Below are 23796 nucleotides of genomic sequence, written 5' to 3'. Positions count from 1 at the left end.
GAACGCGCGCGAGTTCAAACGCCGCATGTGCGGCGCAATGTTACTCAATATGTCGCAGCTGTTTTGCCTGGCGAAACTGGTGCATCATTTGCGAGCCCGATCTCGTCGCGCAGCGCATCCGTATGCTGGCCGAGCACGGCCATCCTGTTGGCGGGCGTCGTGTCTGCCCCCGACATCCGGAACGGCAGATTGAGCACCTGGAACAAGCCGCCTTCGTCCTGTACAGACGAGAATGCCTGCCGGTGCGCGAGCTGCGGATCGGCCATCGCTTCCGACACGGTGCGATAGGCCGAGGCCGGGACGCCGGCTGCGCCGAGCGCGGCAAGGCACGCATCGGTCGTGAGCCGCCGTGACCAAGCTTCCACGCCATCCATCATGTCGGCCCAGTTCTCGCGGCGCGCGGCGTAGGTCGAGAAGCGCGGATCGGAGATCCATGCGGGACGGTCGATCACCCCCATCAACCCCTGAAACGTCTTCTCGCTGGCGACGGTAATCATGACATAGCCGTTTCCCGTCTCGGTCGGTCCGAACATCGGACGCGGCGGCAGCTTCACCGTGAATTGCGCGCTCTGCAACTCGGTCAGCGTCAGCGACAGCATCGTTTCCAGCATGGAGACATCGATGTGCTGGCCAAGCCCCGTCACGGTGCGCTGAAAGAGCGCTGAAGCGATCGCGCCGAAGCCGTAGGTGCCGGTGACGACGTCGGCGTGATAGATGCCGCAATAGTCGGGGCGGTGACGGCCGGGCTGATAGGCGAGATGCGCCATGTCGTAGCCGGAGGCTGCGTGGATCACTGGCGCATAGGCCGGCAGCTCGGCCGAGGGGCCGGTCTGGCCATAGCCGGAGATCGAGCAATAGATCAGCTTCGGGTTGACCTGTCGCAGGCTGTCGTAGTCGAGCCGCAGCCGCTGCATCACGCCGGGGCGAAAGTTCTCGACCAGGATGTCGGCGGTCGCCGCCAGCCGGCGGACCGTCTCCTTGCCGTCGTCAGATTTGAGGTCGAGCACCAGGCTCTTCTTGCCGACGTTGAGCTGGCCGAACGCCGTGCTGCACCCCTGGCGCAGCGTCGGTCGGGTCCGCATCGTCTCGCCGCCATCAGCCTCGATCTTGATCACCTCGGCGCCCATGTCGGCAAGCATCCGCGTGCAATGGGGGCCGGCGATGGTGGTCGAGAAATCCAGGACCCGCAGGCCCGCGAAAGCTTTTGTCGTCGTCCCCTCATGCTTATCTGCTAGCTGCATGCCTGTTCGCGTCCTTGGGTCTCTTAGGAACCTATCGAAGTTCTCTGTTGTTGATGCGGCGACCCTAGAGGGCGGCGCCTGAGTAGGAAAGAGTTTACCGAACAGACGCGCCGCGTGGGTGGGCTTTAAGAATTCCAGGACAACTGGACCCGTTCTTGCATAGCAGCAACGGGATCGACAGAGGGCAGCTGTTCTTGAGGGTCTTGTTCGTCACGACCGAGATGGACGACTTCGTCCGCGTGGGCGGACTTGGAGCCGTTTCCGCGGCCCTGCCCCGTGCCCTTCGCTCCTTTGCCGATATCCGGATCATGCTGCCCGGCTATCGCGACATCATCGAGCAACTCACGCATATTCAGATCGTTGGCCGCTGCCCGGCATTCGCCGAGATGCCGGCCTGCTCGCTCGGACGGGCCGCAACCAAGGACGGCCTGCCGGTCTACGTGCTGTTGTGCTCACAACTCTACGACCGGCCCGGCAACCCCTATGGCGACGAGACCGGGCGCGACTGGCCCGACAACGACATCCGCTTCGCGCGTTTTGCCTCGGCAGCCGCTGAGCTGGCCATGGGCAAGCTGGACAAGAATTGGGCAGCCGACCTGATCCATGCCAATGACTGGCAGGCCTCGCTCGTGCCGGCCTATCTCGCCTGGCGCGGCGCCAAGCTGCCGTCGATCCTGACCATCCACAACCTCGCCTATCAGGGCCTCTTCCCGAAGGACTCGCTGCGGCGGATCGGCGCACCGGAGAGCTCCTTCCACATCGACGGCGTCGAGTTCTACGACCAGCTCTCCTTCCTCAAGGCGGGGCTGGTCTACGCCTCGCACCTCACCACCGTCAGCGGCACCTATGCGCGGGAGATCACGACGGAGGAATTCGGTTGCGGCCTCGAAGGGCTGCTTCAGGTCCGCTCCGACGCTGCCGAGCTCACCGGCATCCTCAACGGCATCGACGAGAGCTGGGACCCGCGCTCCTGCGCCCAGCTCGCCCAGCAGTTCGGCGCCGGCGACTGGATCGGCAAGAAGGCCAATGCGGATTACGTCCGCAAGCAGTTCGGGCTGGCGGTGTCGCGCGGGCCGATGTTCGGCATCGTCGCCCGCCTCGTGCACCAGAAGGGCATCGACTTCGTGCTGTCGGCCGCCGACGAGATCGTCGATGCCGGCGGGCAGATCGTCGTCACCGGCTCGGGCGAGCCGGCGCTCGAGCAGGCCCTGATCAACGCGCATCGCCGCCGTCCCGACGCCATCGGAGTCGTGATCGGCTTCAACGAAGCCCAGGCGCGACGCATCTTCGCCGGCAGCGATTTCACCCTGATGCCTTCGCGCTTCGAGCCTTGCGGCCTCAGCCAGATGTACGCCCAGCGCTTCGGCTCGCTGCCGATCGGACACCAGACCGGCGGGCTCGCCGAAACCATCACCGACGGCGAGACCGGCTTCCTGTTCTCGAGGCCCTCGCGCGAATCCTTCCTCGGCGGCGTCCGCCGCGCCTTCGAGGCGTTCATGGCACAGGACCAGCTCGACACCATGCGCCGCAGCGCCATGGGACGATCGTTCTCCTGGAGCATCTCGGCCGGCACCTACAACGCACTGTACCGGAAGCTGGCCTCGGCGTGAGAAAGCGCACGAGGCGCTTCCTCACACTCGTCATTGCGAGGAGCGAAGCGACGAAGCAATCCAGACGGCTTCTGCGGAGGGATCCTGGATTGCTTCGCTACGCTCGGAATGACGGTGGGTTCGGCGGCGGCCGAGGACTTCACCCTTTCCCGCGCACATCCATCTGCGGCCGCCCGATCCACGCCCTGTTCAGGCAGCGGGTCATCCAATCAGGCTGCGGCTCGCCGCGCAATCGCGCCTGGGCTTCCTGGTACGGACCGGCATAGCGCAGCCGGTCGGGCAATCTCGGATAGACGCGCCGGATCCATCGCAGCGCTCTATCGGCGGCCCTGATGTCGCGCTCGTCGAGCTCAAATCCAAAACCGGCGCGCAATCGTTCCGGCAACAGGCTTGCCGTCAATGCGCGATACCATCGCGGCGGCCGCAGCCAGGGGCGCGCGCCGCTGAAAATCTGTGCGGCGATCTCGCGCGCCGCCGGGCTGACGGTCAGCGTTTCCGACTGCGCCATCGCCGCATTGTAGGCTGCGAACCCGGACCAGTCCGAGGGCAGGTCATCCCCCGTCAAGCCGAACAAAGCACCGTGCAGCCGGCTCTCGGTCCAGTAGCGCTCGCGCTCCTCGGCAGAGAGTGGTGGCAGCACCAGATCATGCGCGATCAGCGCCGTCTCGACCAGCGTCGCATGAACCCAGCACAGCGAGGGAATGTCATTGGCGCAGTAGCGCGAGCCTGCCGCAAACGGCCCGATGGTCTCGGGCATCTCGCCGACGATCATACCGTGGCGCCGATGCAATTGCCGGGACGACAGCAGCGCGCGATCGAGCGAGCCGAACACCATCGCAAAGACGATGTCGAAGGTGCGATGGAAGCGGCCGATCGGATCGGCAAGGGTCCGCGAATGCTCTGCGATCGCGGCCGCGACCCAAGGATGCGCCAGTTGCAGCAACAGCGCACGGCCGGCGCCCAGGAAGATCACGGCCTCGCGGTCGATCCGCCAGGTTATCGAGGCCGGACCGAACACGCCCGGGACCGGTCCCGCCGCATCCGCACGGACATGGTCGAGAGCGGATTCAAGATCGTTCACGGACACCATTTGCAGGGCCTTTCAGCTGCGGACCAGCAACGATCCGCAAGGCCTATGGCAATTCGATGAAGCGAACGGTGGCCTGCGGCCTCACTCCGCCGCCATCGGCATCTCGTCCATATGCTCGTGCAACACGACGCCGGCGAGCGGATCGAATTCGCCGATCCAGGGCTTGCGCGCCAGCACCGACTTCGTATGGGCATAGCCGGCGTGCCATCGCCGCGTGATGCCTGACGGACTGAAGTCGATATCCTTGGTATGGGTCTCGCGCTCGAGCTGCGGCGCCAGCAGCCGCACCACATGCATGCGGGTCGGACAGCCATAGCTCATCAGCTCCATCACCGCGGGATCGTTGCGCTCGTCTTCAGGAAGCCGCGCCGCGAGTTCGTTGATGACATGGCGCAGGCGATGGGCCTGCTGTTGTCGCTCGATCTGGCTGGCGATGCGGCTGGAATATTGCACATCTTTGTGCCGGTTCAGCACCTCCGCCATCGTCGTCGGCTCAGGCCCCACGGGATTCCACAGATGCACGGAGAAAATCAGCGAATTTCTCCGCGGATTATCGTCGAACACGGCCTCGGTCGGCGTGTTCGACAGGATGCCGCCGTCCCAATAGAGCTCGCCGTCGATGCGCACCGCCGGAAAGGCCGGCGGCAGTGCGCCCGACGCCATCACATGCTTCACCGTCAGTTCGCCGTCCCGGCTGTCGAAATAGCGCATTTCGCTGGTGCCGACATGAGCCGCGCCGACCGTCAGGCGCGGCGCGCAGCGATTGGCGAGATCGAAATCGACGAGTTCGCCCAGCGTCTTCTCCAGCGGCGCGGTCGAATAAAAGCCCGCATGATCGGCGCCGAGCGGATAGGAATCCCCGGCATGCGCCAGCGGGTTGGGCCGGAAGAAACCGGGAATGCCGTGGGTCACGGTCGACCAATAGGCCAGCTTCTCGTTGAAGCCGGGAAATGCGGAGCGCCAGTCCCAGACCGGTTGCTGCTCCATCCGCTTCCAAAATTCCCGCAGGCGCGCCAGCCGGTGCTCGGGCGCGTTGCCGGCAATCAGGCTTGCATTGATGGCGCCGATCGACGTGCCGATGATCCAGTCGGGCTCGATGCCGGCCTCGTGCAGCGCCTGGTACACCCCAGCCTGGTAGGACCCGAGCGCGCCGCCACCTTGCAGCACCAGCACGACCTGACCCGGGATATCCGCAAGTTTTCCCTGCATACCATTCATGGTTCGCTCCTGGTGAGCCCGCACCGATCGAATATTCGTTGGACGCCGCGGTCTTGTTACGCACCATAATTTTAGGAGATCGCAGGACCTTTTGGAATGCCGGTTGGCTTCCAAATCCATAGGCGCCCGCTATCGCCGCCGGTATGTCATTCCCGGTTCCGATCGGCTAGATTTCCGGTCGATCCTGCTGGGGAGCCGATCCATGGAAATGCATCAGGTCCGCTATTTCCTCGCGGTGGCGCAGCTCTTGAATTTCACGCGCGCCGCCGAGGAATGCAACGTCACGCAGCCCTCGCTGACGCGCGCGATCAAGCAGCTCGAGGCCGAGCTTGGCGGCGACCTGTTTCGTCGCGAGCGACCGGCTGCGCAGCTGACCGAGCTCGGCCAGCGCATGCATCCGCTCCTGAAGCAATGCTATGATGCGGCCGCCGGCGCGCGCTCGCTCGCCTCCTCGTTCAAAAGCGGCGAGATCGGCGCGCTGCGCATCGCACTGACGCATTCCATCGACCTTGCGCTGCTGATCTCACATCTCGACCAGATCAAGCGGCAATTCAACCGGCTTGAATTCCGTTTCCTGCGCGGCTCCAGCCGCGAGGTCGCCGAATTCCTAAAGAAGGGCGAGGCCGAGCTCGGGATCGCCGCGGAGATCGACGAGGCCTGGGAGCGGCTCGACGTGTGGCCGCTGTTCACCGAGAGCTTCGAGCTCGTCGTCGGCGACGGACATCGGCTCGCCGGCCGCAGCTCGATCGAGCTGGACGATCTGCGATCGGAGCAGCTTCTCAGCCGGGCTTTCTGCGAGCATTCCGGCCGAATCTCTGCGAGCCTGCGCGAGCACGGAATCGATATCGAGCATGGCCACGAGGTCTCGAACGAGCGCGATCTGATCGAGCTGGTCGAAGCCGACATGGGCATCGCCATGGTGCCGCACACCTCGCACGTGCCGGAGCGGCTGACACGCGCCGCGGTCACGGGTCTGGACGCCCGCCGCACGGTCAATCTTTACGGGGTGGCCGGCCGGCAACGCACGGCGGTGGGCAATGCCGTGATGCGCATGCTGCGCGGCGCGGACTGGCGAGAGATTGCGGGCTAGTGCAGGCGCTCTTCCCTTTCCCTCCTGCATCTCGGACGGTCAATTCTCCCTGCCCGCACTTTCCAACGCCGCAAGCAGATCGTCGATCTCCATACGCTTGCGGAAATCGGGGTCGACGAAGCGGGCCTTCACGATGCCGTCGCGTCCGACCACGAACACGGCGGGTATCGGCAGCATCCACCCGTCATTGCCGTGGTATTTCGCCATATCCTGATGAGACAACAGGTGCTGGATCTCGGTGTCCAGCCAGATCGCGAGATTGAGCGAGAGCGCATAGCCATTGTCGAGATCGGTCAGGATCGGAAATGGCGCACCGGAGTCAGCCTTGAGCTGACGAGTATATCCTTGCGTCTCCGGCATGATCGCGACGATCCGCGCGCCCATCGCCTCGATACGACCCCGCGCCTGGACCACGGCGCGGACATTGAGCCGGCAATAGGGACACCAGTGTCCGCGAAAGAACATCACCGCGACGGGGCCGTGCTCCAGCAACGCGGACAGCGTGACAAGAGCTCCATTTTCATCCGGCAGCATGAACGGCGGCATGGGATCGTCTGGAAGCGGTGCGGTCTCACCACCGCCGTTGCCGTTGAGCCTCGCCACCAGGCGATCGACCGCCTCGCCATAGGCGGGGAAGAACTCGCGGCTGGCGTCGGCATAGGCGCGGAGCTGTTCGTTCAGCGTACCATCCATGTCGCGGCAGCGCTGGAAGGCAAGCCTGAGCTGTTCGGCGTCGGCAGGCGAGAGAGACGTCATCTTCTGCTCCGGCGGTCAGGGGACGGATACTAGTTTCGTGGTCCGGCCGCCCGCAAGGGCGGCCGTTGCGCGAGGACCAGTTCAGTTCAGGTAGAAATTGCCGGTGGGATCGAGCCGCCCCGACGTGGAGTACAGCGTGCCCTTGTCCAAGAAGAAGACGGTGTTGTCGGGCACCCTCTTGGCGTTCTTCATCATGGCGTCGTGGTTCCTTTCGGCCGGGGCCATCGCCATGGCCGACATCTTGCCGGGCCCGCCATAGACATAGGCCATGCCGGCCTTGAAATCCCAGCTCGCCTGCGAGAAGGCCGAGGTGGCGATGACCGCGAACGCGGCGGTGACGACCAGGGTTTTGGACAGTTTCGTCATGAGATGCTCCTCCGGATTGACGTGAACGCCCGCCAATCGGGCGCTCCGCCATCGAACGGCGGAAGCCGCGCAAGCGGAAATGCCGATCCACGATCGGTTCGATAGCCGCCGCCTATCGGCATAGAGCCGGGCTATCGCATCGAGAGCGAAAGGGCATTTCAGGACGGGCGGCGTCTCGAAGACAGTCCTGCCACAGCCGGCGACCATCGCGGTTGCGGCCAACACAGGAGACTTCCATGCCCAAGCATCGCACATCATCGCGCGCGGTCTGGCCGGGCCTTGCGATCCTCGGCGCCCTGGCGCTTTCGGCGCAACCGGTCACCGCCGGCGAATGCCCTGCGAACAAGATCAAGCCGAACGCGCAGCAGATGGTCGACCACAAGCCGGTCGGCGTCACCGACGTCACACTCGGCGCGATCGATCTCGGCAAGCAGCCGTCGCGTATCGAGGGCCGCGAGCTGCGCTTCCGCAAGCTGACCATCGCGCCCGGCGGCATCGTGCCTTGGCACAGCCACGACGACCGCCCCGCCCTGATCTTCGTGCAGCAGGGCGAGATCGTCGAATACGCCTCCAACTGCATCGATCCGATCGTGCACAAGGCCGGCGACATCCGCCCCGAAGTGTTCGGCACCTCGCATTGGTGGAAGAATTTCGGCAAGGAGACCGTCATTCTCTATGTCGGCGACGTCCGCAAGGACCCGAACGACCACAATATGTAGCGAGAGCATTTCCAGTCCCGTCATTCCGGGGCGATGCGCAGCATCGAACCCGGAATCTCGAGATTCCGGGTCTGGTGCTCCGGGCCGCTTTGCGGTCCCGTTCGCGCCAGCCCGGAATGACAGATCAACGGAAAAGGCGTGCCATGACCGATCTCTCCGCGCCCATCAAGCCGATCGCGATGACGACGGAAGCGCATTCCCCGGGCGGCGCGCTGCGCTCGCTCGTGATCGGCCTCACCGCATTCCTGACCGTCGTCGACCTGTTCGCGACCCAGGCCATCCTGCCCTCGCTGACACGCCATTACGACGTCACGCCGGCCGCGATGGGCTTCGCCGTCAATGCCAGCACTTTCGGCATGGCCGTCGCCGGCCTCGTCGTCGGCTTTCTGAGCCCCCATATCGACCGCCGGACCGGCATCCTGTTCAGCCTCCTGCTTCTGGCGATCCCCACGAGCCTGCTGGCGACCGCCCCCAATCTTGCGATCTTCACGACATTGCGGGTGGCGCAGGGTCTCTGCATGGCCTCGGCCTTCGCACTGACGCTGGCCTATCTCGGCGAACAATGCAGCGCGATGGACGCCGGCGGCGCGTTCGCCGCCTACATCACTGGGAACGTCGCCAGCAATCTCTTTGGGCGGCTGATTTCGGCGGCCGTGGCGGACGGCCTGGGCCTTGCCTGGAATTTCTACGTTTTCGCCGCGCTCAATCTCGCCGGCGCGGCGCTGGTCTATTTCACCATCAAGCACGTCCAGCCGATGCAAGTGACGGCTGGCACGGCATCGCCGCTCGCCGCGATGTTCACCCATTGGCGCGATCGGCGGTTACGCGCCGCCTACGGCATCGGCTTCTGCATCCTGTTCGCCTTCATCGGCACCTTCACGTTCGTCAATTTCGTCCTGGTGCGGCCGCCGTTATCGCTCGGCATGATGGGGCTGGGCTTCGTCTATGTCGTCTTCCTGCCCTCGGTGGTCACGACTTTGCTGGCGGGCAGGGTCGCAGCGCAGCTCGGACCACGGCCGACGATCTGGGGCTCACTCGCCGTCGCCGGATTGGGCTTGCCGTTGATGCTGGCGCCGCATCTGGGCGCGGTGCTCTCGGGGATGGTTCTGGTCGGAATCGGCACCTTCTTCGCGCAAGCGACCGCCACCGGCTTCGTCGGACAGGCGGCCACCGACAACCGCGGCATCGCCAGCGGCACCTATCTCGCCTGCTATTTCTGCGGTGGCCTCGTCGGCACGGCAGTGCTGGGTCGGCTGTTCGACGCCTTCGGCTGGCAGGCATGCGTGGCTGGCGTGAGTTCAGCCCTCGCCGCCGCGGCCCTGCTCACGATCGACTTGAAGCGCTAGCGCTTGGCCGGCGCCTCCTGCGGCGGCTCGTCGTCGGCAATGGCGCGCCAGGCGGCGCCCTCAAGGTCGTCATACTGGCCGCTCTTGAGCGACCAAAGGAAGGCGACGAGGCCGGCACCGCCGAGCATCAGCGCCAGCGGGACCAGGATGACGAGAATCTCCATCACGCGATCTCCCGCGAGGCGCTGCGCGCGCGCAGCGAATTGAGCATCACCAGGATTGACGATCCGCTCATGGCGGCCGCAGCGATCAGGGGCGTCACGACGCCGCTGATCGCAACCGGTACGGCGAGGACGTTGTAGCCGATCGCAAGCCAGAGGTTCTGCCGCATCAGATGCAACGCTTGGCGCGCGGCATCGATGGCGGCGACGACGGGAGCGAGCGGTCGTCCCAGGAAAACCAGATCGGCCGTTGCCTGGCTGAGATGCGCGGCCGAGATCGGCGACATTGAGACATGGGCGGCCGCCAGCGATGGCGCATCGTTCATACCATCGCCGATCATAAGCACCTTTGCACCGCGCCGCTTCAACGCCTCGATCCGCGCGATCTTGTCGGCCGGCGTGACGCCGGCGCGCCATTCAGGAATACCGAGCGCATGGGCCGCCGCCTTCACGGCGGGCTCGCGATCGCCGGAGAGGATCTCGATGCCGATCTTGCGTGCCTTCAACGCCGCGATCACGGCTTGCGCATCCGGGCGCAGGCCCTGCCGCACCGACAGGATGAATCGTTCGCTGCCCTTGCTGAAAGCCACGATGGAGGCCTCTGGATCGAGGCGGGTCACGTCGGTGACCAACGCCTCCGCACCGCAAAACGACGGCCGGCCGAGACGGATCTCGGCCCCGTCCACGGTTGCATGCACGCCCTGCCCGGCCTCCTCGACCGCACCGACGATGGGAGATTTGGCACCGGCCGCCTGTGCCACCGCGGCGGCAACGGGGTGATGGCTCGACAGCGCAAGGCGCCCGGCGAGTTCGAAGATCTCGGCTGGAATATCGGCCGCATTCATCACGTCGAGGTCGGGCAGCGTCAGCGTGCCTGTCTTGTCGAAAATGACGTGGTCGGCTTCCGCAAGGCGCTCGATGGCATCGCCCGAATTGAGCAGCACGCCCGCCTTGAACATCGCGCCCGAGGCGACCGTCTGCACCGTCGGGATCGCCAGCCCAAGCGCGCAGGGACAGGTGATGATCAGGACGGCGACGCCTGTTACGATCGCATCGTGCCAGCCGACGCCCGCGATGACCCAGCCCAAGATGGTGATCAGCGCGGTCGCATGCACCACCGGCGCATAGAGCCTCGAGGCGCGGTCGGCGAGCCGCATGTAGCGCGAACGCGCCTGCAGCGCGTTGTCGAGCAGTCGCGTGATCTCGGCGAGCAGCGTCGCCTCCGAGGCCGCCGAGACCCGCACCCGCAGCGCGCCGGAGATGTTCATGGAGCCGGCATAGACCGGCGTACCCTGTTCGGCCGTGACATAGAGCGTCTCGCCGGTGATCAGGCTCTGGTCGATCTCGGAACGCCCCTCGATCACGGTGCCGTCGACCGCGCAGCGTTCGCCGGGGCGCAGCAGCACGATGTCGCCGGGATGGATCGCCGCCACCGGCATCTGCGCGATTTCGTCGGGGCCGACGAACTTGGCCGCCGTCTCGGCCTTGAGGGCAGCCAGATTGCCGGCGACCGCGCGGGTCCGCCGCCGCATGTTCTGGTCGAGGAAACGCCCGACCAGCAGGAACGTCAGCAGCATGATCGCCGCGTCGAAATAGGCGTGCTCGGCGTGCTGGATGGTCTCGACCACGGACATGCCCAGCGCAAGGCACACGCCGATCGAGATCGGCACGTCCATGTTGGTGGTCCTGTTCGACAGCGCCCGCCAGGCCGAGCGGAAGAATGGCTGGCCGGCATAGGCCGCTGCCGGCAACGCGATCAGCGCCGACAGCCAGTGGAAGAAATCGCGCTGCTCGGGCAGCATGTCCGAGACGTTGCCCGACCACACCGGGATCGACAGCATCATGACGTTCATGGTGGCGAACGCGGCGACGCCGAGGCAGCGCAGCAGGAAGCGGGACTCGGCGACCTCCGCCACTTCCGCGCTCTCGGTCTCGAACGGATAGGCCTTGTAGCCGAGCTCTTCGAGCCGATCGATGAAACGGGAAGGGTCGAGCGTGCCCGCCTTCCACTCCAGCGCGACGCGGCGGTCGGTCAGGTTCACGCGCGCCAGGGTGACATCGGGAATGGCGGACAGCCCGCGCTCGATCTTGGCCATGCATCCGGCGCAGTGCACGCCTTCGACCGCGAGATCGATGTGCCTGAGACCTTCGCCCGCGGCCCGGACGTAATGCGAAAAATCCCGCGTGACCTGCATGGCGAATTCCCTCAGTTCAGGATCACGCGGTTGCGCGACAGGAACACGCGCGCCCCCCGCGCCTCGCCCTCGATCACCAGGTCCCACTGGCCGGGCGCGACGGCGGCGGCATGGCCGCGATAGATTCCGATGCCGGTCTCGGTGAGCTCGACGGCGAGATCGGCGCGCTTGTCGGTAGGCCGCTCCAGGCGGCCGCCGAACTTCAGCCCGGCGATCGGCTGGCCGCTGGCATCGCGTGCTTCGACCTGAAGCGCGGCGCCACCGTCGCTGCGGCGCTCGACATGGGCGTGGACCTTCCATTTGCGCAGCGCCTGGTCGTGCGCCGCCGAGATCTCGCGGTCATAGACGAGACCTGCGGCATAGGGGCTGTCGACGTCGGTGCCGGGCAGCGTCGCGATCGCGAGCTTCATCATGGTGACGTTGACGCCGATCACGAGGCCGAAGAAGGCGACCAGCATCAGGAAGACTTTTGTTCCGGTCAGCGGCTTGGAGGCGGATGCCATGGCGAACTCCGGGCCTTGTTCAGGGCGAGACGAAATTGTCGGTGGCGGTGGCGACTTCGCCAAGGCCGATATCGGTGACGTGGAAGCGGACCGGGATCGACTTCTCCTGGTTGCTGTCCGCCGGCGCGGTGACCAGCAACCGCAACTCGCTGGTGGAGTCGCGCGGGATCACGATCATCGGCCGATCAGGCGTCACCGAATCGACGCCGATGACGTGGACGGTCGCGTTGGCCGGACCGTGCGCGTCGATGGCGATGACGCGGTCGTAGCCGCTCTTGTTCAGCAAGCGCACCGTGTAGGCGTTGCGGATCGAGCCGTCGCTGAGCTTGACCGCGACCGGATTGCGGTCGTGCAGCACATTGACGTCGAGCAGGCTGCGGGTCGCCAGCGTATAGATCATGAAGCCGCCGATGGCCGCGATGATCGCGCTGTAGACGATGGTGCGGGCCCGGACGATCCGGTAGACCGGCGCCTTGCCCTCCTGGCGGCGCTGGATGTTGATGTCGTTGTCGTAGCCGATCAGCCGCTTCGGCCGGCCGATCTTGGTCATCACGTTGTCGCAGGCGTCGATGCAGAGGCCGCACTGGATGCATTCCATCTGCGGTCCGTTGCGGATGTCGATGCCGGTCGGACAGACCGCGACGCACTGGTAGCAGTCGACGCAATCGCCGACCTGCTCGCCGAGCGCGCGCAGCTCGGCCGCCTTCTTGACCGACGTGCGCTTCTCGCCGCGGTCGTAGCGATAGGTGACGTTGAGCGCCCATTCGTCGGTGAGCGCGGCCTGGATGCGCGGCCACGGGCACATATAGGTGCAGACCTGCTCGCGCATGTAGCCGGCGAGCAGATAGGTCGTCGCGGTGAGGATGCCGATCCAGACATAGGCGATCATCGGCGCCTGGAAGGTGACGAGCTCCTTCACCAGGGTCGGGGCGTCATTGAAGTAGAGCACCCAGGCGCCACCGGTCCACCAGGCGATCAGCAGCCAGATCGAATGCTTGAGCACGATCTCGGAGATGCGCTCGAGCTTCATCGGGTCGGACGATTTGTCCTTCTTCATGCGCTCGCGCCGGTCGCCCTCGATCAGGCGTTCGACCGCGTAGAACAGGTCGGTCCAGACCGTCTGCGGACAGAGGTAGCCGCACCAGATGCGGCCGCCGATGGAGTTCATCAGGAACAGCGCCACCGCGGCGACGATCAACAGGCCGGTGAAGTAATAGACCTCCTGCGGCCACAGCTCGATAAAGAAGAAGTAGAAGCGGCTGTTGGGGAGATCGATCAGCACCGCCTGGTTGGGAGCGCCGAGACCGCGGTTCCAGCGCACGAAGGGCAGGAAATAGTAGACGCCGAGGCAGAACGCCATCAGGCCCCATTTGATGCGGCGGAACGTGCCGGAGACGCTCTGGGGATAGACCTTCTTGCGGGCGGCGTAGAGCGGCCCGTAATCATCGTCCGATGTGAGGTCTTTGGGGTTCACGGTCTTGTTCATCGCCTGGAGTTTCTTGAAAAGGTGCGATTAAACCTAGACCCGACACCGCCGCGTCGGTTGATCCAGCTCAAACGGGGGCACTTTTGTTCACCCCCGTTTGGAAATCGGCCGTCGCTCGCCGGCTATTTGCCGCCGCCCAGCGAGTGGACATAGACCGCCATTGCCTTGATGGTGGCGGGATCGAGCCGCCCTTCCCAGGCCGGCATGACGCCGGCGCGGCCCTGGCTGATGGTTTCGATCAGGCTCGCCTCGTCCGAGCCGTAGAGCCAGATCTTGTCGGTCAGATCAGGCGCGCCCAGCTCCCGGTTGCCCTTGCCGCCGTCGCCGTGGCAGGCGACGCAATTCTCCGCGAAGATCTTCTCGCCCTTGGCCGCATCGAAGCCCTTGCGGGTCGGAAGGCCTGCCAGCGACCGCACGTAATTGGCGACCGTGACGATCTCATCGCCCTTCAGCACGCCGTCCTTGCCGAAGGCGAGCATCTGGCCTTCATGCGTCTTGGCGTGGCCGGAACGCACGCCGTACTGGATCGTCTGCATGATCTGGTCGAGCGAGCCGCCCCACAGCCAGTCGTCGTCGTTCAGGTTCGGATAGCCCTTGGCGCCGGCGCCGCCGGAGCCGTGACACGGCGCGCAATTGTCGCCGAACACGGTCTTGCCCTTGGCACGGGCGAGCGCGAGCAGCGCCGGATCCTTCTCGATGTCGGCGAGCGAGGCTGCGCCCAGCGCCATCATCTTGTCGCCGCGGATCTTCTCGAGATTGCCGAGCTCGACCGCGACGTCGGCACGCGAGGAATAGCCGAACACGCCCGTGGTATTGCTGGAGATCAGCGGCCAAGCCGGATAGACGATCCAGTAGCCGATCGACCAGATGATGGTGAGGTAAAACGAGATCACCCACCAGCGCGGCAGCGGCGTGTTGAGCTCCTTGATGCCGTCCCATTCATGTCCGGTCGTAGATTTGCCGGTGACGGCATCGATGTCGCTATGATCGGTCATGGTCTCTCACTCCTCCCGCAACGGCAGGTGCGCTGCTTCGTCGAACACAGCCTTGTTACGGGGCCAAAATGCGTAGGCGACGATCGCGAGAAAGATCGCGACGAACACCGGTGTCCATATCGTCGTCACGAGATCGGACGCGAGATTGTGGACTGACAGGATAGCTTTCATCGTTCATGCCTTCTCAGCGAAGATTGGCTTTCTCGTTGTAGAGCTTGAAGTCGACCAGCGTGCCGAGCATCTGCAAATACGCGACCAGCGCGTCCATCTCGGTCGGCGTACCGGTCTTGCCGTCGAAGTTGCGCACCACCGCCTTGGCGTAGCGCTTGCTGAAGGCATCGCTGCCGGCATTGTCCGGATCGGCCTGGGCCTTCAGGTCGGCGGCGGCATTGGCGATCTGCTCGTCGCTATAGGGGACCCCGACGGCCTTGAGCGCGCGCATGTCGCCGGCGACCGCATCCGGATCGATCTCGGTCTTGCTGAGGAAAGGATAACCGGGCATCACCGATTGCGGCACAATGGCACGCGGGTTGGTCAAATGGGTGACGTGCCAGTCGTCGGAATATTTCGCTCCGACGCGGGCAAGATCGGGACCGGTGCGCTTGGAGCCCCACTGGAACGGGTGATCGTACATGCTCTCGGCTGCGAGCGAGAAGTGGCCGTAGCGTTCGACCTCGTCGCGCAGGGGGCGGACCATCTGCGAGTGGCAGAGATAGCAGCCCTCGCGGACGTAGACGTTGCGGCCCACGAGCTCCAGCGGCGTGTAGGGCCTGACCCCGTCGACCTTCTCGATCGTGCTCTTGAGGTAGAACAGCGGGGTGATCTCGACGAGACCGCCGATCGCGATCACCAGCAGGATGCCGACGATCAGGACGATCGAGTTCTTTTCGAAGATTTGGTGGCGTGTCCAGAACGACATTGCTCGTGCTCCTCATTCCGCCGGCTGAAGAGCGACGGGCATCTGGACTTCCTGCTCGCCGACGCGGACGGTCATCCAGAGATTGTAGGCCATGATCAGCGCGCCGATCAGGAACAGGCCGCCGCCGGCGGCGCGGATGATGTAGAAGGGATGCATCGCCTCGACGGACTCGATGAAGGAATATTCGAGGAAGCCGAGCGAGGTGTACGCGCGCCACATCAGGCCCTGGAGAATGCCGGACACCCACATCGCCGAGATGTAGAGGACGATGCCGAGGGTCGCGACCCAGAAGTGCCAGTTGACGAGCTTCAGGCTGTACAGCCCCTTTCGATTCCAGACCCACGGCACCAGGCAGTACAGCGCGCCGAAGGAGACGAAGCCGACCCAGCCGAGCGCGCCGGAATGCACGTGGCCGATGGTCCAGTCGGTATAGTGGCTGAGCGAGTTGACCACCTTGATCGACATCATCGGGCCTTCGAAGGTCGACATGCCGTAGAAGGCGACGGAGACGACCAGCATGCGCAGCACGGGATCGGTGCGCAGCTTGTCCCAGGCGCCCGACAGCGTCATCAGGCCGTTGATCATGCCGCCCCAGGAGGGCATCCACAGCATGATCGAGAAGGTCATGCCGAGCGTCTGAGTCCAGTCCGGCAGCGCCGTGTAGTGCAGATGGTGTGGACCTGCCCAGATGTAGAGGAAGATCAGCGCCCAGAAATGGATGATCGACAGCCGGTAGGAATAGATCGGCCGCTCGGCGCGCTTCGGGATGAAGTAGTACATGATGGCGAGGAAGCCGGCGGTCAGGAAGAAGCCGACCGCGTTGTGGCCGTACCACCACTGGAACATGGCGTCCTGGATGCCGCCCCAGGCGATGTAGGACTTCGAGCCGAATACCGAGACGGGCAGCGCCGGGTTGTTGCCGAGATGCAGGACCGCGATCGTCACGATGAAGGCGAGATAGAACCAGTTCGCGACGAAGATGTGCGGCTCCTTGCGCTTGATGATGGTGGCAAGGAAGACGAGCAGGTACACGACCCAGACGATGGTGAGCCAGAGATCGGCATACCATTCCGGCTCGGCATATTCCTTGGACTGGGTGACGCCGAGCAGATAGCCGGTGCCGGCGACGAGGATGAAATAGTTGTAGCCGATCACGACGAACCAGGGCGCGAGATCGCCGGCAAGCCGCACGCGGCAGGACTTCTGCACCACGTAGAACGAGGTGCCGATCAGCACATTGCCGCCGAAGGCGAAGATCACCGCAGAGGTGTGCAGCGGCCGCAGGCGGCCGAAGCTGGTCCAGGGCAGATCGAAGTTCAGCGCCGGCCAGGCCAGCTGGGAGGCGATGATGAGACCGACGAGGAAGCCCGCAATGCCCCAGAACATCGCCATGACGGCGGTGAACTTGATCGGGCCCATATTGTAGTTGGGCCGCCCGTTGAGCTCCGCCGGCGGCAGCTCCGCCGGCCGATCGAAGTAACGGTTGATGATGCCGAACACCACAACCAGGCTCGCCGCCGCGCTCAGCGCCGCATGGAAGGCGAAGGGCGCATCGAGCGCCTTGGCCGAGGCGATCACGCAGAGGAAGGCGGTGACTGCAAACACGATAGCCAGGCCGCTTTCACCTGGCGTCATGGATTTGGAGATGGAGGGCTGGCTCATCGCGGATTCTCTTTCGAAAGAACACGCCGCCAGAAACCATATTCACCCTCGCGGGGAATTGATTGAAATCAAGGGAGGGGTTGGAGTTCTAACTACCGGGCGGGCTTTTTTTGAGGGTGCCCGTAGTTCTGCGGAGCCAGTCAATGTCCAGCGGATGGATGGGTAACACAATAGACCGGATGGATAGGTGACAGTCGTTCATGATTTGATCAGCTGCGGCGCTGCGCTAGCGCAGCGCCGCAGCTTGCGTGTTTGCTGGTCGATGATGCCGATCGGCACGTCGAAGAAGCGCACTTGCCAGGCTCCGTCCTCGGTTTCCTCGACAGCGACTGCTTCACCGCCGAGAGCGCTGCAGATGTGGATGAGGTCGCCACGCCATTTGATCTCGCCGTTGGAGCGAACCTGGCGAACCGCGGCTTCGGATGGATAATCAGGCTTGGGAAGCCGCCTTGGCATCTCACGGGGCGAAGGCTGATAGCAGCTGGCAGGCGGGCGCTGGCCAAGCGCTTCGTGCGGCCGCTCTTCATTGTAGTCGCGTGCAAATGCCGAGAACCGACGAGCCTGCGCCGCCCGGGTTGGCGGCGGTGGCCGCATGGCTTCCAGAAGCGTGAGGTGAAAGCGCTCGTGCCGGCCGTTCTGCTGCGGGTGGCCAGGATCAATCCGTTCATGACGGATACCAAGCTTGATCCACCATACCGACAGCGCCGTCAGGCCGGTGGTTCCGGTCGAGGCGAATGGCGAGCCGTTGTCGGAGCGGATGATCTGCGGCAAGCCGTACTCGCGAAACGCCCGCTCCAGCAGTGGTTGGCATTCGCCATATTGCGTGCTGCCCGTCGCCGCCAAACTAATCAAATAGCGGCTGAAGCCGTCGGTCACTGTGAAGGGTTCAACCCGAGAGCCGTCGCCCAGTCGAATCCAGCCCTTGTGATCGAGAGCCCATACATGGTTGGCATGCCGAGGTACCGTCAGCTGCCCCATGCGCGGCGGCGCTCGTCGCCGCACCCGGCGACTGCTGACCAATCCCGCCCGTTTAAGAATCTCGCCTGCCGTCGAGGCCGACGGCCAATCGACGTCCCCTTGCCGAGCCTCGAGCCTGCTCACGATCTTGCGCGGTCCCCAGCTCGGCCGCTCAAGCCGCAGCCCCACGATCGCATCCACGATGTGCCGTGGTGTCGCGCGCCCATGCACCCGCGCGGCGTGGGAGCGTTCCGCAAGCCCCCCAGGCCCCTCCAGCCGGTAGCGTTCCAACCATTTGTAACCGGTCTTGCGACTGATCTCGTAGCGGTCGCAAAGCTCCGTCATCGTCCACAATCCGCTTCGCTGATCCGCGATGAACTTAATCCGTTGGTCCATTGCGCAGCTCTCTCGCCAAGGCATCGGCTGTTCCTCCCAGCCGACAGAGAACTGTCACCTATCCATCCGGTCTATTGTGTTACCTATCTATCCGGTCTGGACATCAAAGCGCCCTCTCCCCCTGCGGGAGAGGACGGCGAGATCACTCCCCCGCCGTCGCCTTGAGTGCCGCGATGACGTCCTCGCGGGCGATGATTCCGGCCAGCTTCTGGGTGCCGTCGAGCACAATGATGCTCCTGATGCGGTGCTCGACCATGATCTGGAGCACGCGCGTCAGCCGCGTGTCGGGGCTGACATAGATGAACTCGGGCGTCATGACGTCGCCGATCTTGCGGCTCATCAGGTCGTGATAGCGCGGCAGCATCTGGCTCGGCGTGAAGGCGAAGCATTTCAGGATGTCGAACTTGGTGACGATGCCGACCACCTGTCCGTCGTCCACGACCGGATAGGAGTTGAAATCGTCGGCCTCGAACATCTCGCTGAGCGCGAGCAGGTCGTGGTCGCGCTGCACGGTCCGGACGTCGCGCGTCATGTAGCCGTCGACGGTCTGTTCAAGAAATCGGTACACGGCGCGTCCTCCTCGAGTAGCTTTTTTGACCGGCCGTCAGTGTGACAACAGCACCAGACGGGCAGATCGAGTGACCAGATGCTGGGTGACGCCGCCCATGATCAGCTCACGAAACCTCGAATGACCATAGGCGCCGGCAACGATCAGGCCGGCGCCAACATCGCCTGCAACCTTCTCCAATTGCGCGGCGGCGGTTTCGTTCCGCGCGCCCTCCGACACGCGCGCCGTCGCGGTGATGCCGTGACGGGCGAGCCAGGCGGCAACGTCGGTGACGCCGGCCATCACGACCGCGCGGTCGTCATCCCGCTCCAGAATCGCGGCGATGGTGACGTCCCTCGCCTTGCGCAGCATCGGCAGCGCGTCGGCGACCGCCCGGCGCGCCTCCGGCGTGTCCTTCCACCCCACCAGCACGCTGCGCAGGTCGAGCCAGTTGGCCTGATCGGGGACGACGAGCAGCGGGCGGCCTGCCTGCATCACCAGGTCCTTGGGGCTTGCGAGCGCAAAGGCGTCGGAGAAGGCCGGGCTGTGTCCGCCGCTCACGACGATGTCGGCGCAGCGCGCCTGCGCCAGCACGAATCGCGAAGGGAAATCCACGGCGCTGCGCCATTCCGCATGTCCACCGCGATTCTTCATGGCGGCACGGAATTGCGCCTCGAGACCGGCAAGCCGCCGCTTGACGGAGGCTTCGCCCTCGTCGATCAGCGCTTGCGCCTCGGCACCGTCGGTGAAATAGAGCGGCGGTGCGAACTGTGCCGCGGCAACCCCGACAATGGCCGCCTCGAATCGTTCGGCGAGCTCGCCTGCGACCTGAAGGCGCGCCTCGTTGGACTGGTTGAGTGCCAGGCTGACCATCACGGTCGCGTATGTCATCGGGATTCTCCGAACAGCAGTGAACTGCCGCGAAATCTAGTCGCGTTGGCGCCGGGCAGGATGAGATAGATCAAAGCGTCGGGCGCCGCGCCGCGGGAATTGCACCAGACATCCGAACTTGCCTCCAGCGCGGCGTTGCGCGAAATTACCGCCATGTTCGCGCCGGCGTGCCGCCGGTACGGGAATGGGAGTCCACATTTGTCGCCGACCCGTGTCACGCAGCCACCAGACGACAGTCGAGGTGAGCATTTCCGGGTACGGATCGAGGGGTTCGGTGTCGGCACCTTCGACCTCGACCTCACGACGCGGGAATTGGACTGGTCGGACACCGCGAGGAGCCTGCTCGGCATCGATCAGGGGCAGCCGGCGAGCTATGAGCTTTTCCTGTCACGCCTCTCCCTCAGGGACCGCGACCGCGTGGAGAGCGCGATCAAGCGCGTCTCCGAGCGCGGCGGCGGCTTCGACGTCTCGTTCAAGATCGCCGCGGCTTCCGGAGGCGGGCAATGGATCCGCGCCCGGGCGGGAGTCATTCGGGACGAAGCCGGCGCCGCCCGTCATCTCAGCGGCATCTTTCTCGACATCGACGAGGAGAAGCAGGTCGAGGAAGCGCTGCGCACGCGCGAGAGTCATCTCCGCTCCATCCTCCACACCATTCCCGATGCCATGATCGTCATCGACGGCCGTGGCATCATGCAGCTCTTCAGCACGGCTGCGGAGCGCCTGTTCGGCTGGTCCGAGCACGAGGCGATCGGCCAGAACGTCAGCATCCTGATGCCGGAGCCCGACCGCACCCGCCACGACGGCTACATCGCCCGTTACCGCTCGACCAACGATCCGCACATCATCGGCATCGGCCGCATCGTGACCGGCAAGCGTCGCGACGGCACGACCTTTCCGATGCACCTGTCGATCGGCGAGATGCAGTCCGGCGGCGAGCCCTATTTCACCGGCTTCGTCCGCGACCTCACCGAGCACCAGCAGACCCAGGCCCGGCTCCAGGAGCTGCAGTCCGAGCTCGTCCACGTCTCGCGGCTGACCGCAATGGGCGAAATGGCTTCCGCGCTCGCCCACGAGCTCAACCAGCCGCTGGCGGCCATCAGCAATTACATGAAGGGATCGCGGCGCCTGCTCGCCGGCAGCAGCGATCCCAACACGCCGAAGATCGAGAGCGCGCTGGACCGCGCCTCGGAGCAGGCCTTGCGCGCCGGCCAGATCATCCGGCGCCTGCGCGACTTCGTCTCCCGCGGCGAGTCGGAGAAGCGGGTCGAGAGCCTGTCCAAGCTGATCGAGGAAGCCGGCGCACTCGGGCTCGCCGGCGCGCGCGAGCAGAACGTGCGGCTCCGCTTCAGCCTCGATCCCGCCGCCGATCTCGTGCTCGCCGACCGGGTGCAGATCCAGCAGGTGCTGGTCAATCTGTTCCGCAACGCGCTGGAGGCGATGGCGCAGTCGCCGCGGCGCGAGCTCGTGGTCGCCAACACCCGCGTCGCCGACGACATGATCGAGGTCGAGGTTTCCGACACCGGCTCGGGCTTCCAGGGTGACGTCGTTCCAAACCTGTTTCAGACCTTCTTCACCACCAAGGAAACCGGCATGGGCGTCGGACTGTCCATCAGCCGCTCGATCATCGAAGCTCACGGCGGCCGCATGTGGGCCGAGAGCAACGCATCGGGCGGGGCGACATTCCGCTTCACCTTGCCGGCAACCGACGAGAATTGATTGATGGCCACCAAGGGACATGTCTACGTCATCGACGACGACGCTGCGATGCGGGACTCGCTGAATTTCCTGCTGGAGTCCTCCGGCTTCGACGTCACGCTGTTCGACAACGCGAAAGATTTCATCGACACCCTGCCCGGCCTCGCTTTCGGCTGCGTCGTTTCCGACGTGCGCATGCCCGGTATCGACGGGATCGAGCTTCTCAAGCGCATGAAGGCGCAGAACAGTCTGTTTCCGATCCTGATCATGACCGGTCATGGCGACGTGCCGCTCGCGGTCGAGGCGATGAAGCTCGGGGCCGTCGACTTCCTGGAGAAGCCGTTCGAGGACGATCGTCTCATCACCATGATCGAAACGGCGATCCGCCGGGCCGAACCGGCAGCCAGGAGCGAGGCCGTTTCGCAGGACATCGCCGCCCGCGTCGCCTCCTTGAGCCCGCGCGAGCGCCAGGTCATGGAGGGGCTGATTGCCGGCCTCTCCAACAAGCTGATCGCCCGCGAATACGACATCAGCCCGCGGACCATCGAGGTGTACCGGGCCAATGTGATGACCAAGATGCAGGCCAACAGCCTGTCGGAGCTGGTCCGCATGGCCATGCGCGCCGGCATGCTGAAGGATTGAGGCAACCGGTTTGAGGCAAGTCAATCTGGGTCACTCTGGCTGTGCTAGCCAGATGGGATGATCGAGATTGGCTCGCACCATCAGCGGCTCCCAATGGCGTCACCGGCAAAGCCTACCGTCTACGTGGTCGACGACGATGCCGCCGTTTTGGGATCCTTGCGGTTCCTGCTGGAGACCGACGGCTTTGCCGTGCGGACCTTCCGGAATGGCACGGCGCTGCTCAACGCGAGCGGCGCACCGGGGGCGGACTGCTACGTGATCGACTACAAGATGCCCGACATCAACGGCATTGAGCTCGCCGGCCGCCTGCGCCAGTCCGATGGCGAGACCCCGGTGATCCTGATCACCGGCTATCCGGACGAGAACATCTCGACCCGGGCGGCGGCAGCGGGCGTGAAAGACGTGGTTTTGAAGCCGCTTCTCGACGAAAATCTTGTCAAACGCATCCGCCGCGCCATCCAGGACCATCCCCGCGCCTGACCTACGGGATTCTACGTAAGGCATTCCCCTTAAGATATCGCTCGAAATTTTCGAAACCCCCGGTACCGCGTACGAAAGCGCCATCACAACGGAGATGGCGCAGATGCTGACCCAGACGATCAACACCCCGGCGATCAACACGCAAGTTCGCGACAAGATTGTCCCTGCCCATCCCGTCACCGACCAGTTCGGCGCGATCACGGGCCATGTCGGCCTCGTCGCCACCGAGTTCTCCTACCGCAAGGACGAGGAAATCTACGGCGAGGACGAGCCGGCCGAATATGTCTACCAGGTCGTGTCAGGCGCAGTGCGCAGCTACAAGCTTCTCTCCGACGGCCGCCGCCAGATCGGCGCCTTCCATCTTCCGGGCGACGTGTTCGGCCTCGAATCCGGCCCCAGCCACCGCCTCGCCGCCGAAGCCATCATCGACACCACCGTGCGTCTCGTGAAGCGCGCCAGCCTCGAGAAGGCCGCCAGCGTCGACGTGCAGGTCGCCCGCAGGCTCTGGGCGATGACCGCCGGCGAGTTGCGCCACGCCGAGGACCACATGCTGCTTCTGGGCCGCAAGACCGCAATGGAGCGCGTTGCAACCTTCCTGCTCGAAATGGACCGTCGCCTCGCCGTTGCCGGCATGATGGCGCTGCCGATGTGCCGCCGCGACATCGGCGACTATCTCGGCCTCACGCTCGAGACCGTGTCGCGGGCGCTGTCGCAACTGCACACCCAGGGCATCCTGGGCTTTTCCGGCGCCCGCCAGATCGTGCTGCGCAACCGCCAGCGCCTGCACAATCTCGACGCCTGAGATCTCTTCGACCTCCTCCCCACCCATTC

24 protein-coding genes are annotated in these 23796 nt (G+C 64.8%); 8 read left to right on the top strand and 16 right to left on the bottom strand.

The features are described from left to right. Positions 1-44 precede the first annotated feature (44 nt). Positions 45-1241, bottom strand: coding sequence for a CaiB/BaiF CoA transferase family protein (locus HAP40_RS11740; protein ID WP_166817650.1), 1197 nt, complete (start codon positions 1239-1241; stop codon positions 45-47). Positions 1242-1435: 194 nt separating this feature from the next. On the opposite strand from HAP40_RS11740, the gene glgA reads away from it, so the two are divergent. Beyond that, entirely contained in the window at positions 1436-2851 is a 1416-nt protein-coding gene (glgA, locus tag HAP40_RS11735; protein ID WP_166817651.1) for a glycogen synthase GlgA, read from the top strand. A 139-nt stretch (positions 2852-2990) separates the two neighbouring features. Here glgA and HAP40_RS11730 read toward each other — a convergent pair whose 3' ends face one another. Then, on the bottom strand, positions 2991-3941 hold the full coding sequence (locus HAP40_RS11730; protein ID WP_166817652.1) for an oxygenase MpaB family protein: 951 nt from the start codon (positions 3939-3941) through the stop codon (positions 2991-2993). An 81-nt stretch (positions 3942-4022) separates the two neighbouring features. Continuing rightward, a complete protein-coding gene (locus HAP40_RS11725) occupies positions 4023-5159 on the bottom strand; it encodes a DUF3734 domain-containing protein (RefSeq protein WP_166817653.1) in 1137 nt (378 codons plus the stop codon). A 202-nt stretch (positions 5160-5361) separates the two neighbouring features. Here HAP40_RS11725 and HAP40_RS11720 point away from each other — a divergent pair, with 202 nt between their 5' ends. Next, positions 5362-6249, top strand: a complete 888-nt coding sequence (locus HAP40_RS11720; RefSeq protein ID WP_166817654.1) for a LysR family transcriptional regulator — start codon at positions 5362-5364, stop codon at positions 6247-6249. A 39-nt stretch (positions 6250-6288) separates the two neighbouring features. Here the strand turns inward: HAP40_RS11720 and HAP40_RS11715 are convergent, their stop codons facing one another. Beyond that, on the bottom strand, positions 6289-7005 hold the full coding sequence (locus tag HAP40_RS11715) for a peroxiredoxin-like family protein (protein ID WP_166817655.1): 717 nt from the start codon (positions 7003-7005) through the stop codon (positions 6289-6291). Positions 7006-7086: 81 nt separating this feature from the next. Continuing rightward, positions 7087-7371: a hypothetical protein gene (locus HAP40_RS11710; protein ID WP_166817656.1), complete on the bottom strand. Its 285-nt coding sequence runs from the start codon at positions 7369-7371 to the stop codon at positions 7087-7089. Positions 7372-7607: 236 nt separating this feature from the next. On the opposite strand from HAP40_RS11710, the gene HAP40_RS11705 reads away from it, so the two are divergent. Together HAP40_RS11705 and HAP40_RS11700 are read left to right on the top strand one after the other, a co-directional pair. Then, positions 7608-8090, top strand: coding sequence for a cupin domain-containing protein (locus HAP40_RS11705; protein WP_166817657.1), 483 nt, complete (start codon positions 7608-7610; stop codon positions 8088-8090). A 143-nt stretch (positions 8091-8233) separates the two neighbouring features. Then, the gene (locus HAP40_RS11700; protein WP_166817658.1) at positions 8234-9436 is read left to right on the top strand and encodes an MFS transporter; all 1203 of its coding nucleotides are present in this window, start codon (positions 8234-8236) and stop codon (positions 9434-9436) included. Here the strand turns inward: HAP40_RS11700 and ccoS are convergent. The 11 genes from ccoS to HAP40_RS11645 form a co-directional block, all read right to left on the bottom strand. Continuing rightward, the gene (ccoS, locus tag HAP40_RS11695) at positions 9433-9600 is read right to left on the bottom strand and encodes a cbb3-type cytochrome oxidase assembly protein CcoS (RefSeq protein WP_166817659.1); all 168 of its coding nucleotides are present in this window, start codon (positions 9598-9600) and stop codon (positions 9433-9435) included. The two genes, HAP40_RS11700 and ccoS, sit on opposite strands and share 4 nt — an antisense overlap. Further along, the gene (locus HAP40_RS11690; protein ID WP_166817660.1) at positions 9600-11792 is read right to left on the bottom strand and encodes a cation-translocating P-type ATPase; all 2193 of its coding nucleotides are present in this window, start codon (positions 11790-11792) and stop codon (positions 9600-9602) included. The genes ccoS and HAP40_RS11690 overlap by 1 nt, the downstream gene beginning before the upstream one ends. 11 nt (positions 11793-11803) lie before the next feature. Continuing rightward, positions 11804-12295 carry a FixH family protein gene (locus tag HAP40_RS11685; RefSeq protein ID WP_166817661.1) on the bottom strand — a complete coding sequence of 164 codons (492 nt, stop codon included), beginning with the start codon at positions 12293-12295 and terminating at the stop codon, positions 11804-11806. Between the two features lie 19 nt (positions 12296-12314). Continuing rightward, the gene (ccoG, locus tag HAP40_RS11680) at positions 12315-13781 is read right to left on the bottom strand and encodes a cytochrome c oxidase accessory protein CcoG (RefSeq protein ID WP_166817662.1); all 1467 of its coding nucleotides are present in this window, start codon (positions 13779-13781) and stop codon (positions 12315-12317) included. Between the two features lie 122 nt (positions 13782-13903). Continuing rightward, on the bottom strand, positions 13904-14776 hold the full coding sequence (ccoP, locus tag HAP40_RS11675) for a cytochrome-c oxidase, cbb3-type subunit III (RefSeq protein ID WP_166817663.1): 873 nt from the start codon (positions 14774-14776) through the stop codon (positions 13904-13906). 6 nt (positions 14777-14782) lie between these two features. After that, positions 14783-14947 (bottom strand): cbb3-type cytochrome oxidase subunit 3, encoded by a 165-nt coding sequence (locus tag HAP40_RS11670; protein WP_166817664.1) that lies wholly within the window; start codon positions 14945-14947, stop codon positions 14783-14785. Between the two features lie 13 nt (positions 14948-14960). Further along, entirely contained in the window at positions 14961-15695 is a 735-nt protein-coding gene (gene ccoO / locus HAP40_RS11665) for a cytochrome-c oxidase, cbb3-type subunit II (RefSeq protein ID WP_166817665.1), read from the bottom strand. A gap of 12 nt (positions 15696-15707) precedes the next feature. Then, a complete protein-coding gene (gene ccoN / locus HAP40_RS11660) occupies positions 15708-17357 on the bottom strand; it encodes a cytochrome-c oxidase, cbb3-type subunit I (protein WP_166817666.1) in 1650 nt (549 codons plus the stop codon). 198 nt (positions 17358-17555) lie between these two features. Beyond that, entirely contained in the window at positions 17556-18710 is a 1155-nt protein-coding gene (locus tag HAP40_RS11655) for an integrase core domain-containing protein (protein ID WP_166811086.1), read from the bottom strand. Positions 18711-18852: 142 nt separating this feature from the next. Continuing rightward, on the bottom strand, positions 18853-19278 hold the full coding sequence (locus tag HAP40_RS11650) for an HPP family protein (RefSeq protein WP_166817667.1): 426 nt from the start codon (positions 19276-19278) through the stop codon (positions 18853-18855). 36 nt (positions 19279-19314) lie between these two features. After that, a complete protein-coding gene (locus tag HAP40_RS11645) occupies positions 19315-20148 on the bottom strand; it encodes a universal stress protein (protein WP_166817668.1) in 834 nt (277 codons plus the stop codon). 198 nt (positions 20149-20346) lie between these two features. On the opposite strand from HAP40_RS11645, the gene fixL reads away from it, so the two are divergent. From fixL to HAP40_RS11625, 4 genes are all read left to right on the top strand, one after another. Continuing rightward, the gene (fixL, locus tag HAP40_RS11640; protein WP_166817669.1) at positions 20347-21864 is read left to right on the top strand and encodes a sensor protein FixL; all 1518 of its coding nucleotides are present in this window, start codon (positions 20347-20349) and stop codon (positions 21862-21864) included. Positions 21865-21867: 3 nt separating this feature from the next. Then, positions 21868-22485, top strand: coding sequence for a response regulator FixJ (gene fixJ / locus HAP40_RS11635; RefSeq protein ID WP_166817670.1), 618 nt, complete (start codon positions 21868-21870; stop codon positions 22483-22485). A 57-nt stretch (positions 22486-22542) separates the two neighbouring features. Beyond that, positions 22543-22965, top strand: a complete 423-nt coding sequence (locus HAP40_RS11630) for a response regulator (RefSeq protein WP_166817671.1) — start codon at positions 22543-22545, stop codon at positions 22963-22965. A gap of 103 nt (positions 22966-23068) precedes the next feature. After that, positions 23069-23767 carry a helix-turn-helix domain-containing protein gene (locus HAP40_RS11625; RefSeq protein WP_166817672.1) on the top strand — a complete coding sequence of 233 codons (699 nt, stop codon included), beginning with the start codon at positions 23069-23071 and terminating at the stop codon, positions 23765-23767. Positions 23768-23796: the final 29 nt, after the last annotated feature.

The sequence above is a fragment of the Bradyrhizobium sp. 1(2017) genome (genome assembly GCF_011602485.2).
Lineage (GTDB): Bacteria > Pseudomonadota > Alphaproteobacteria > Rhizobiales > Xanthobacteraceae > Bradyrhizobium.
This window is presented reverse-complemented; position numbering and strand designations above follow the sequence as displayed.

What these genes read in the sequence shown, in the direction of transcription:
- ccoP (WP_166817663.1), bottom strand. Translation starts at nt 14,776, where the DNA reads ATGACCGATCATAGCGACATCGATGCCGTCACCGGCAAATCTACGACC.
- HAP40_RS11705 (WP_166817657.1), top strand. Translation starts at nt 7,608, where the DNA reads ATGCCCAAGCATCGCACATCATCGCGCGCGGTCTGGCCGGGCCTTGCG.
- ccoO (WP_166817665.1), bottom strand. Translation starts at nt 15,695, where the DNA reads ATGTCGTTCTGGACACGCCACCAAATCTTCGAAAAGAACTCGATCGTC.
- HAP40_RS11725 (WP_166817653.1), bottom strand. Translation starts at nt 5,159, where the DNA reads ATGAATGGTATGCAGGGAAAACTTGCGGATATCCCGGGTCAGGTCGTG.
- ccoS (WP_166817659.1), bottom strand. Translation starts at nt 9,600, where the DNA reads ATGGAGATTCTCGTCATCCTGGTCCCGCTGGCGCTGATGCTCGGCGGT.
- ccoN (WP_166817666.1), bottom strand. Translation starts at nt 17,357, where the DNA reads ATGAGCCAGCCCTCCATCTCCAAATCCATGACGCCAGGTGAAAGCGGC.
- HAP40_RS11690 (WP_166817660.1), bottom strand. Translation starts at nt 11,792, where the DNA reads ATGCAGGTCACGCGGGATTTTTCGCATTACGTCCGGGCCGCGGGCGAA.
- ccoG (WP_166817662.1), bottom strand. Translation starts at nt 13,781, where the DNA reads ATGAACAAGACCGTGAACCCCAAAGACCTCACATCGGACGATGATTAC.
- HAP40_RS11710 (WP_166817656.1), bottom strand. Translation starts at nt 7,371, where the DNA reads ATGACGAAACTGTCCAAAACCCTGGTCGTCACCGCCGCGTTCGCGGTC.
- HAP40_RS11625 (WP_166817672.1), top strand. Translation starts at nt 23,069, where the DNA reads ATGCTGACCCAGACGATCAACACCCCGGCGATCAACACGCAAGTTCGC.
- HAP40_RS11740 (WP_166817650.1), bottom strand. Translation starts at nt 1,241, where the DNA reads ATGCAGCTAGCAGATAAGCATGAGGGGACGACGACAAAAGCTTTCGCG.
- HAP40_RS11630 (WP_166817671.1), top strand. Translation starts at nt 22,543, where the DNA reads ATGATCGAGATTGGCTCGCACCATCAGCGGCTCCCAATGGCGTCACCG.
- HAP40_RS11715 (WP_166817655.1), bottom strand. Translation starts at nt 7,005, where the DNA reads ATGACGTCTCTCTCGCCTGCCGACGCCGAACAGCTCAGGCTTGCCTTC.
- HAP40_RS11645 (WP_166817668.1), bottom strand. Translation starts at nt 20,148, where the DNA reads ATGACATACGCGACCGTGATGGTCAGCCTGGCACTCAACCAGTCCAAC.
- HAP40_RS11685 (WP_166817661.1), bottom strand. Translation starts at nt 12,295, where the DNA reads ATGGCATCCGCCTCCAAGCCGCTGACCGGAACAAAAGTCTTCCTGATG.
- HAP40_RS11670 (WP_166817664.1), bottom strand. Translation starts at nt 14,947, where the DNA reads ATGAAAGCTATCCTGTCAGTCCACAATCTCGCGTCCGATCTCGTGACG.
- fixJ (WP_166817670.1), top strand. Translation starts at nt 21,868, where the DNA reads ATGGCCACCAAGGGACATGTCTACGTCATCGACGACGACGCTGCGATG.
- HAP40_RS11720 (WP_166817654.1), top strand. Translation starts at nt 5,362, where the DNA reads ATGGAAATGCATCAGGTCCGCTATTTCCTCGCGGTGGCGCAGCTCTTG.
- HAP40_RS11700 (WP_166817658.1), top strand. Translation starts at nt 8,234, where the DNA reads ATGACCGATCTCTCCGCGCCCATCAAGCCGATCGCGATGACGACGGAA.
- HAP40_RS11655 (WP_166811086.1), bottom strand. Translation starts at nt 18,710, where the DNA reads ATGGACCAACGGATTAAGTTCATCGCGGATCAGCGAAGCGGATTGTGG.
- HAP40_RS11730 (WP_166817652.1), bottom strand. Translation starts at nt 3,941, where the DNA reads ATGGTGTCCGTGAACGATCTTGAATCCGCTCTCGACCATGTCCGTGCG.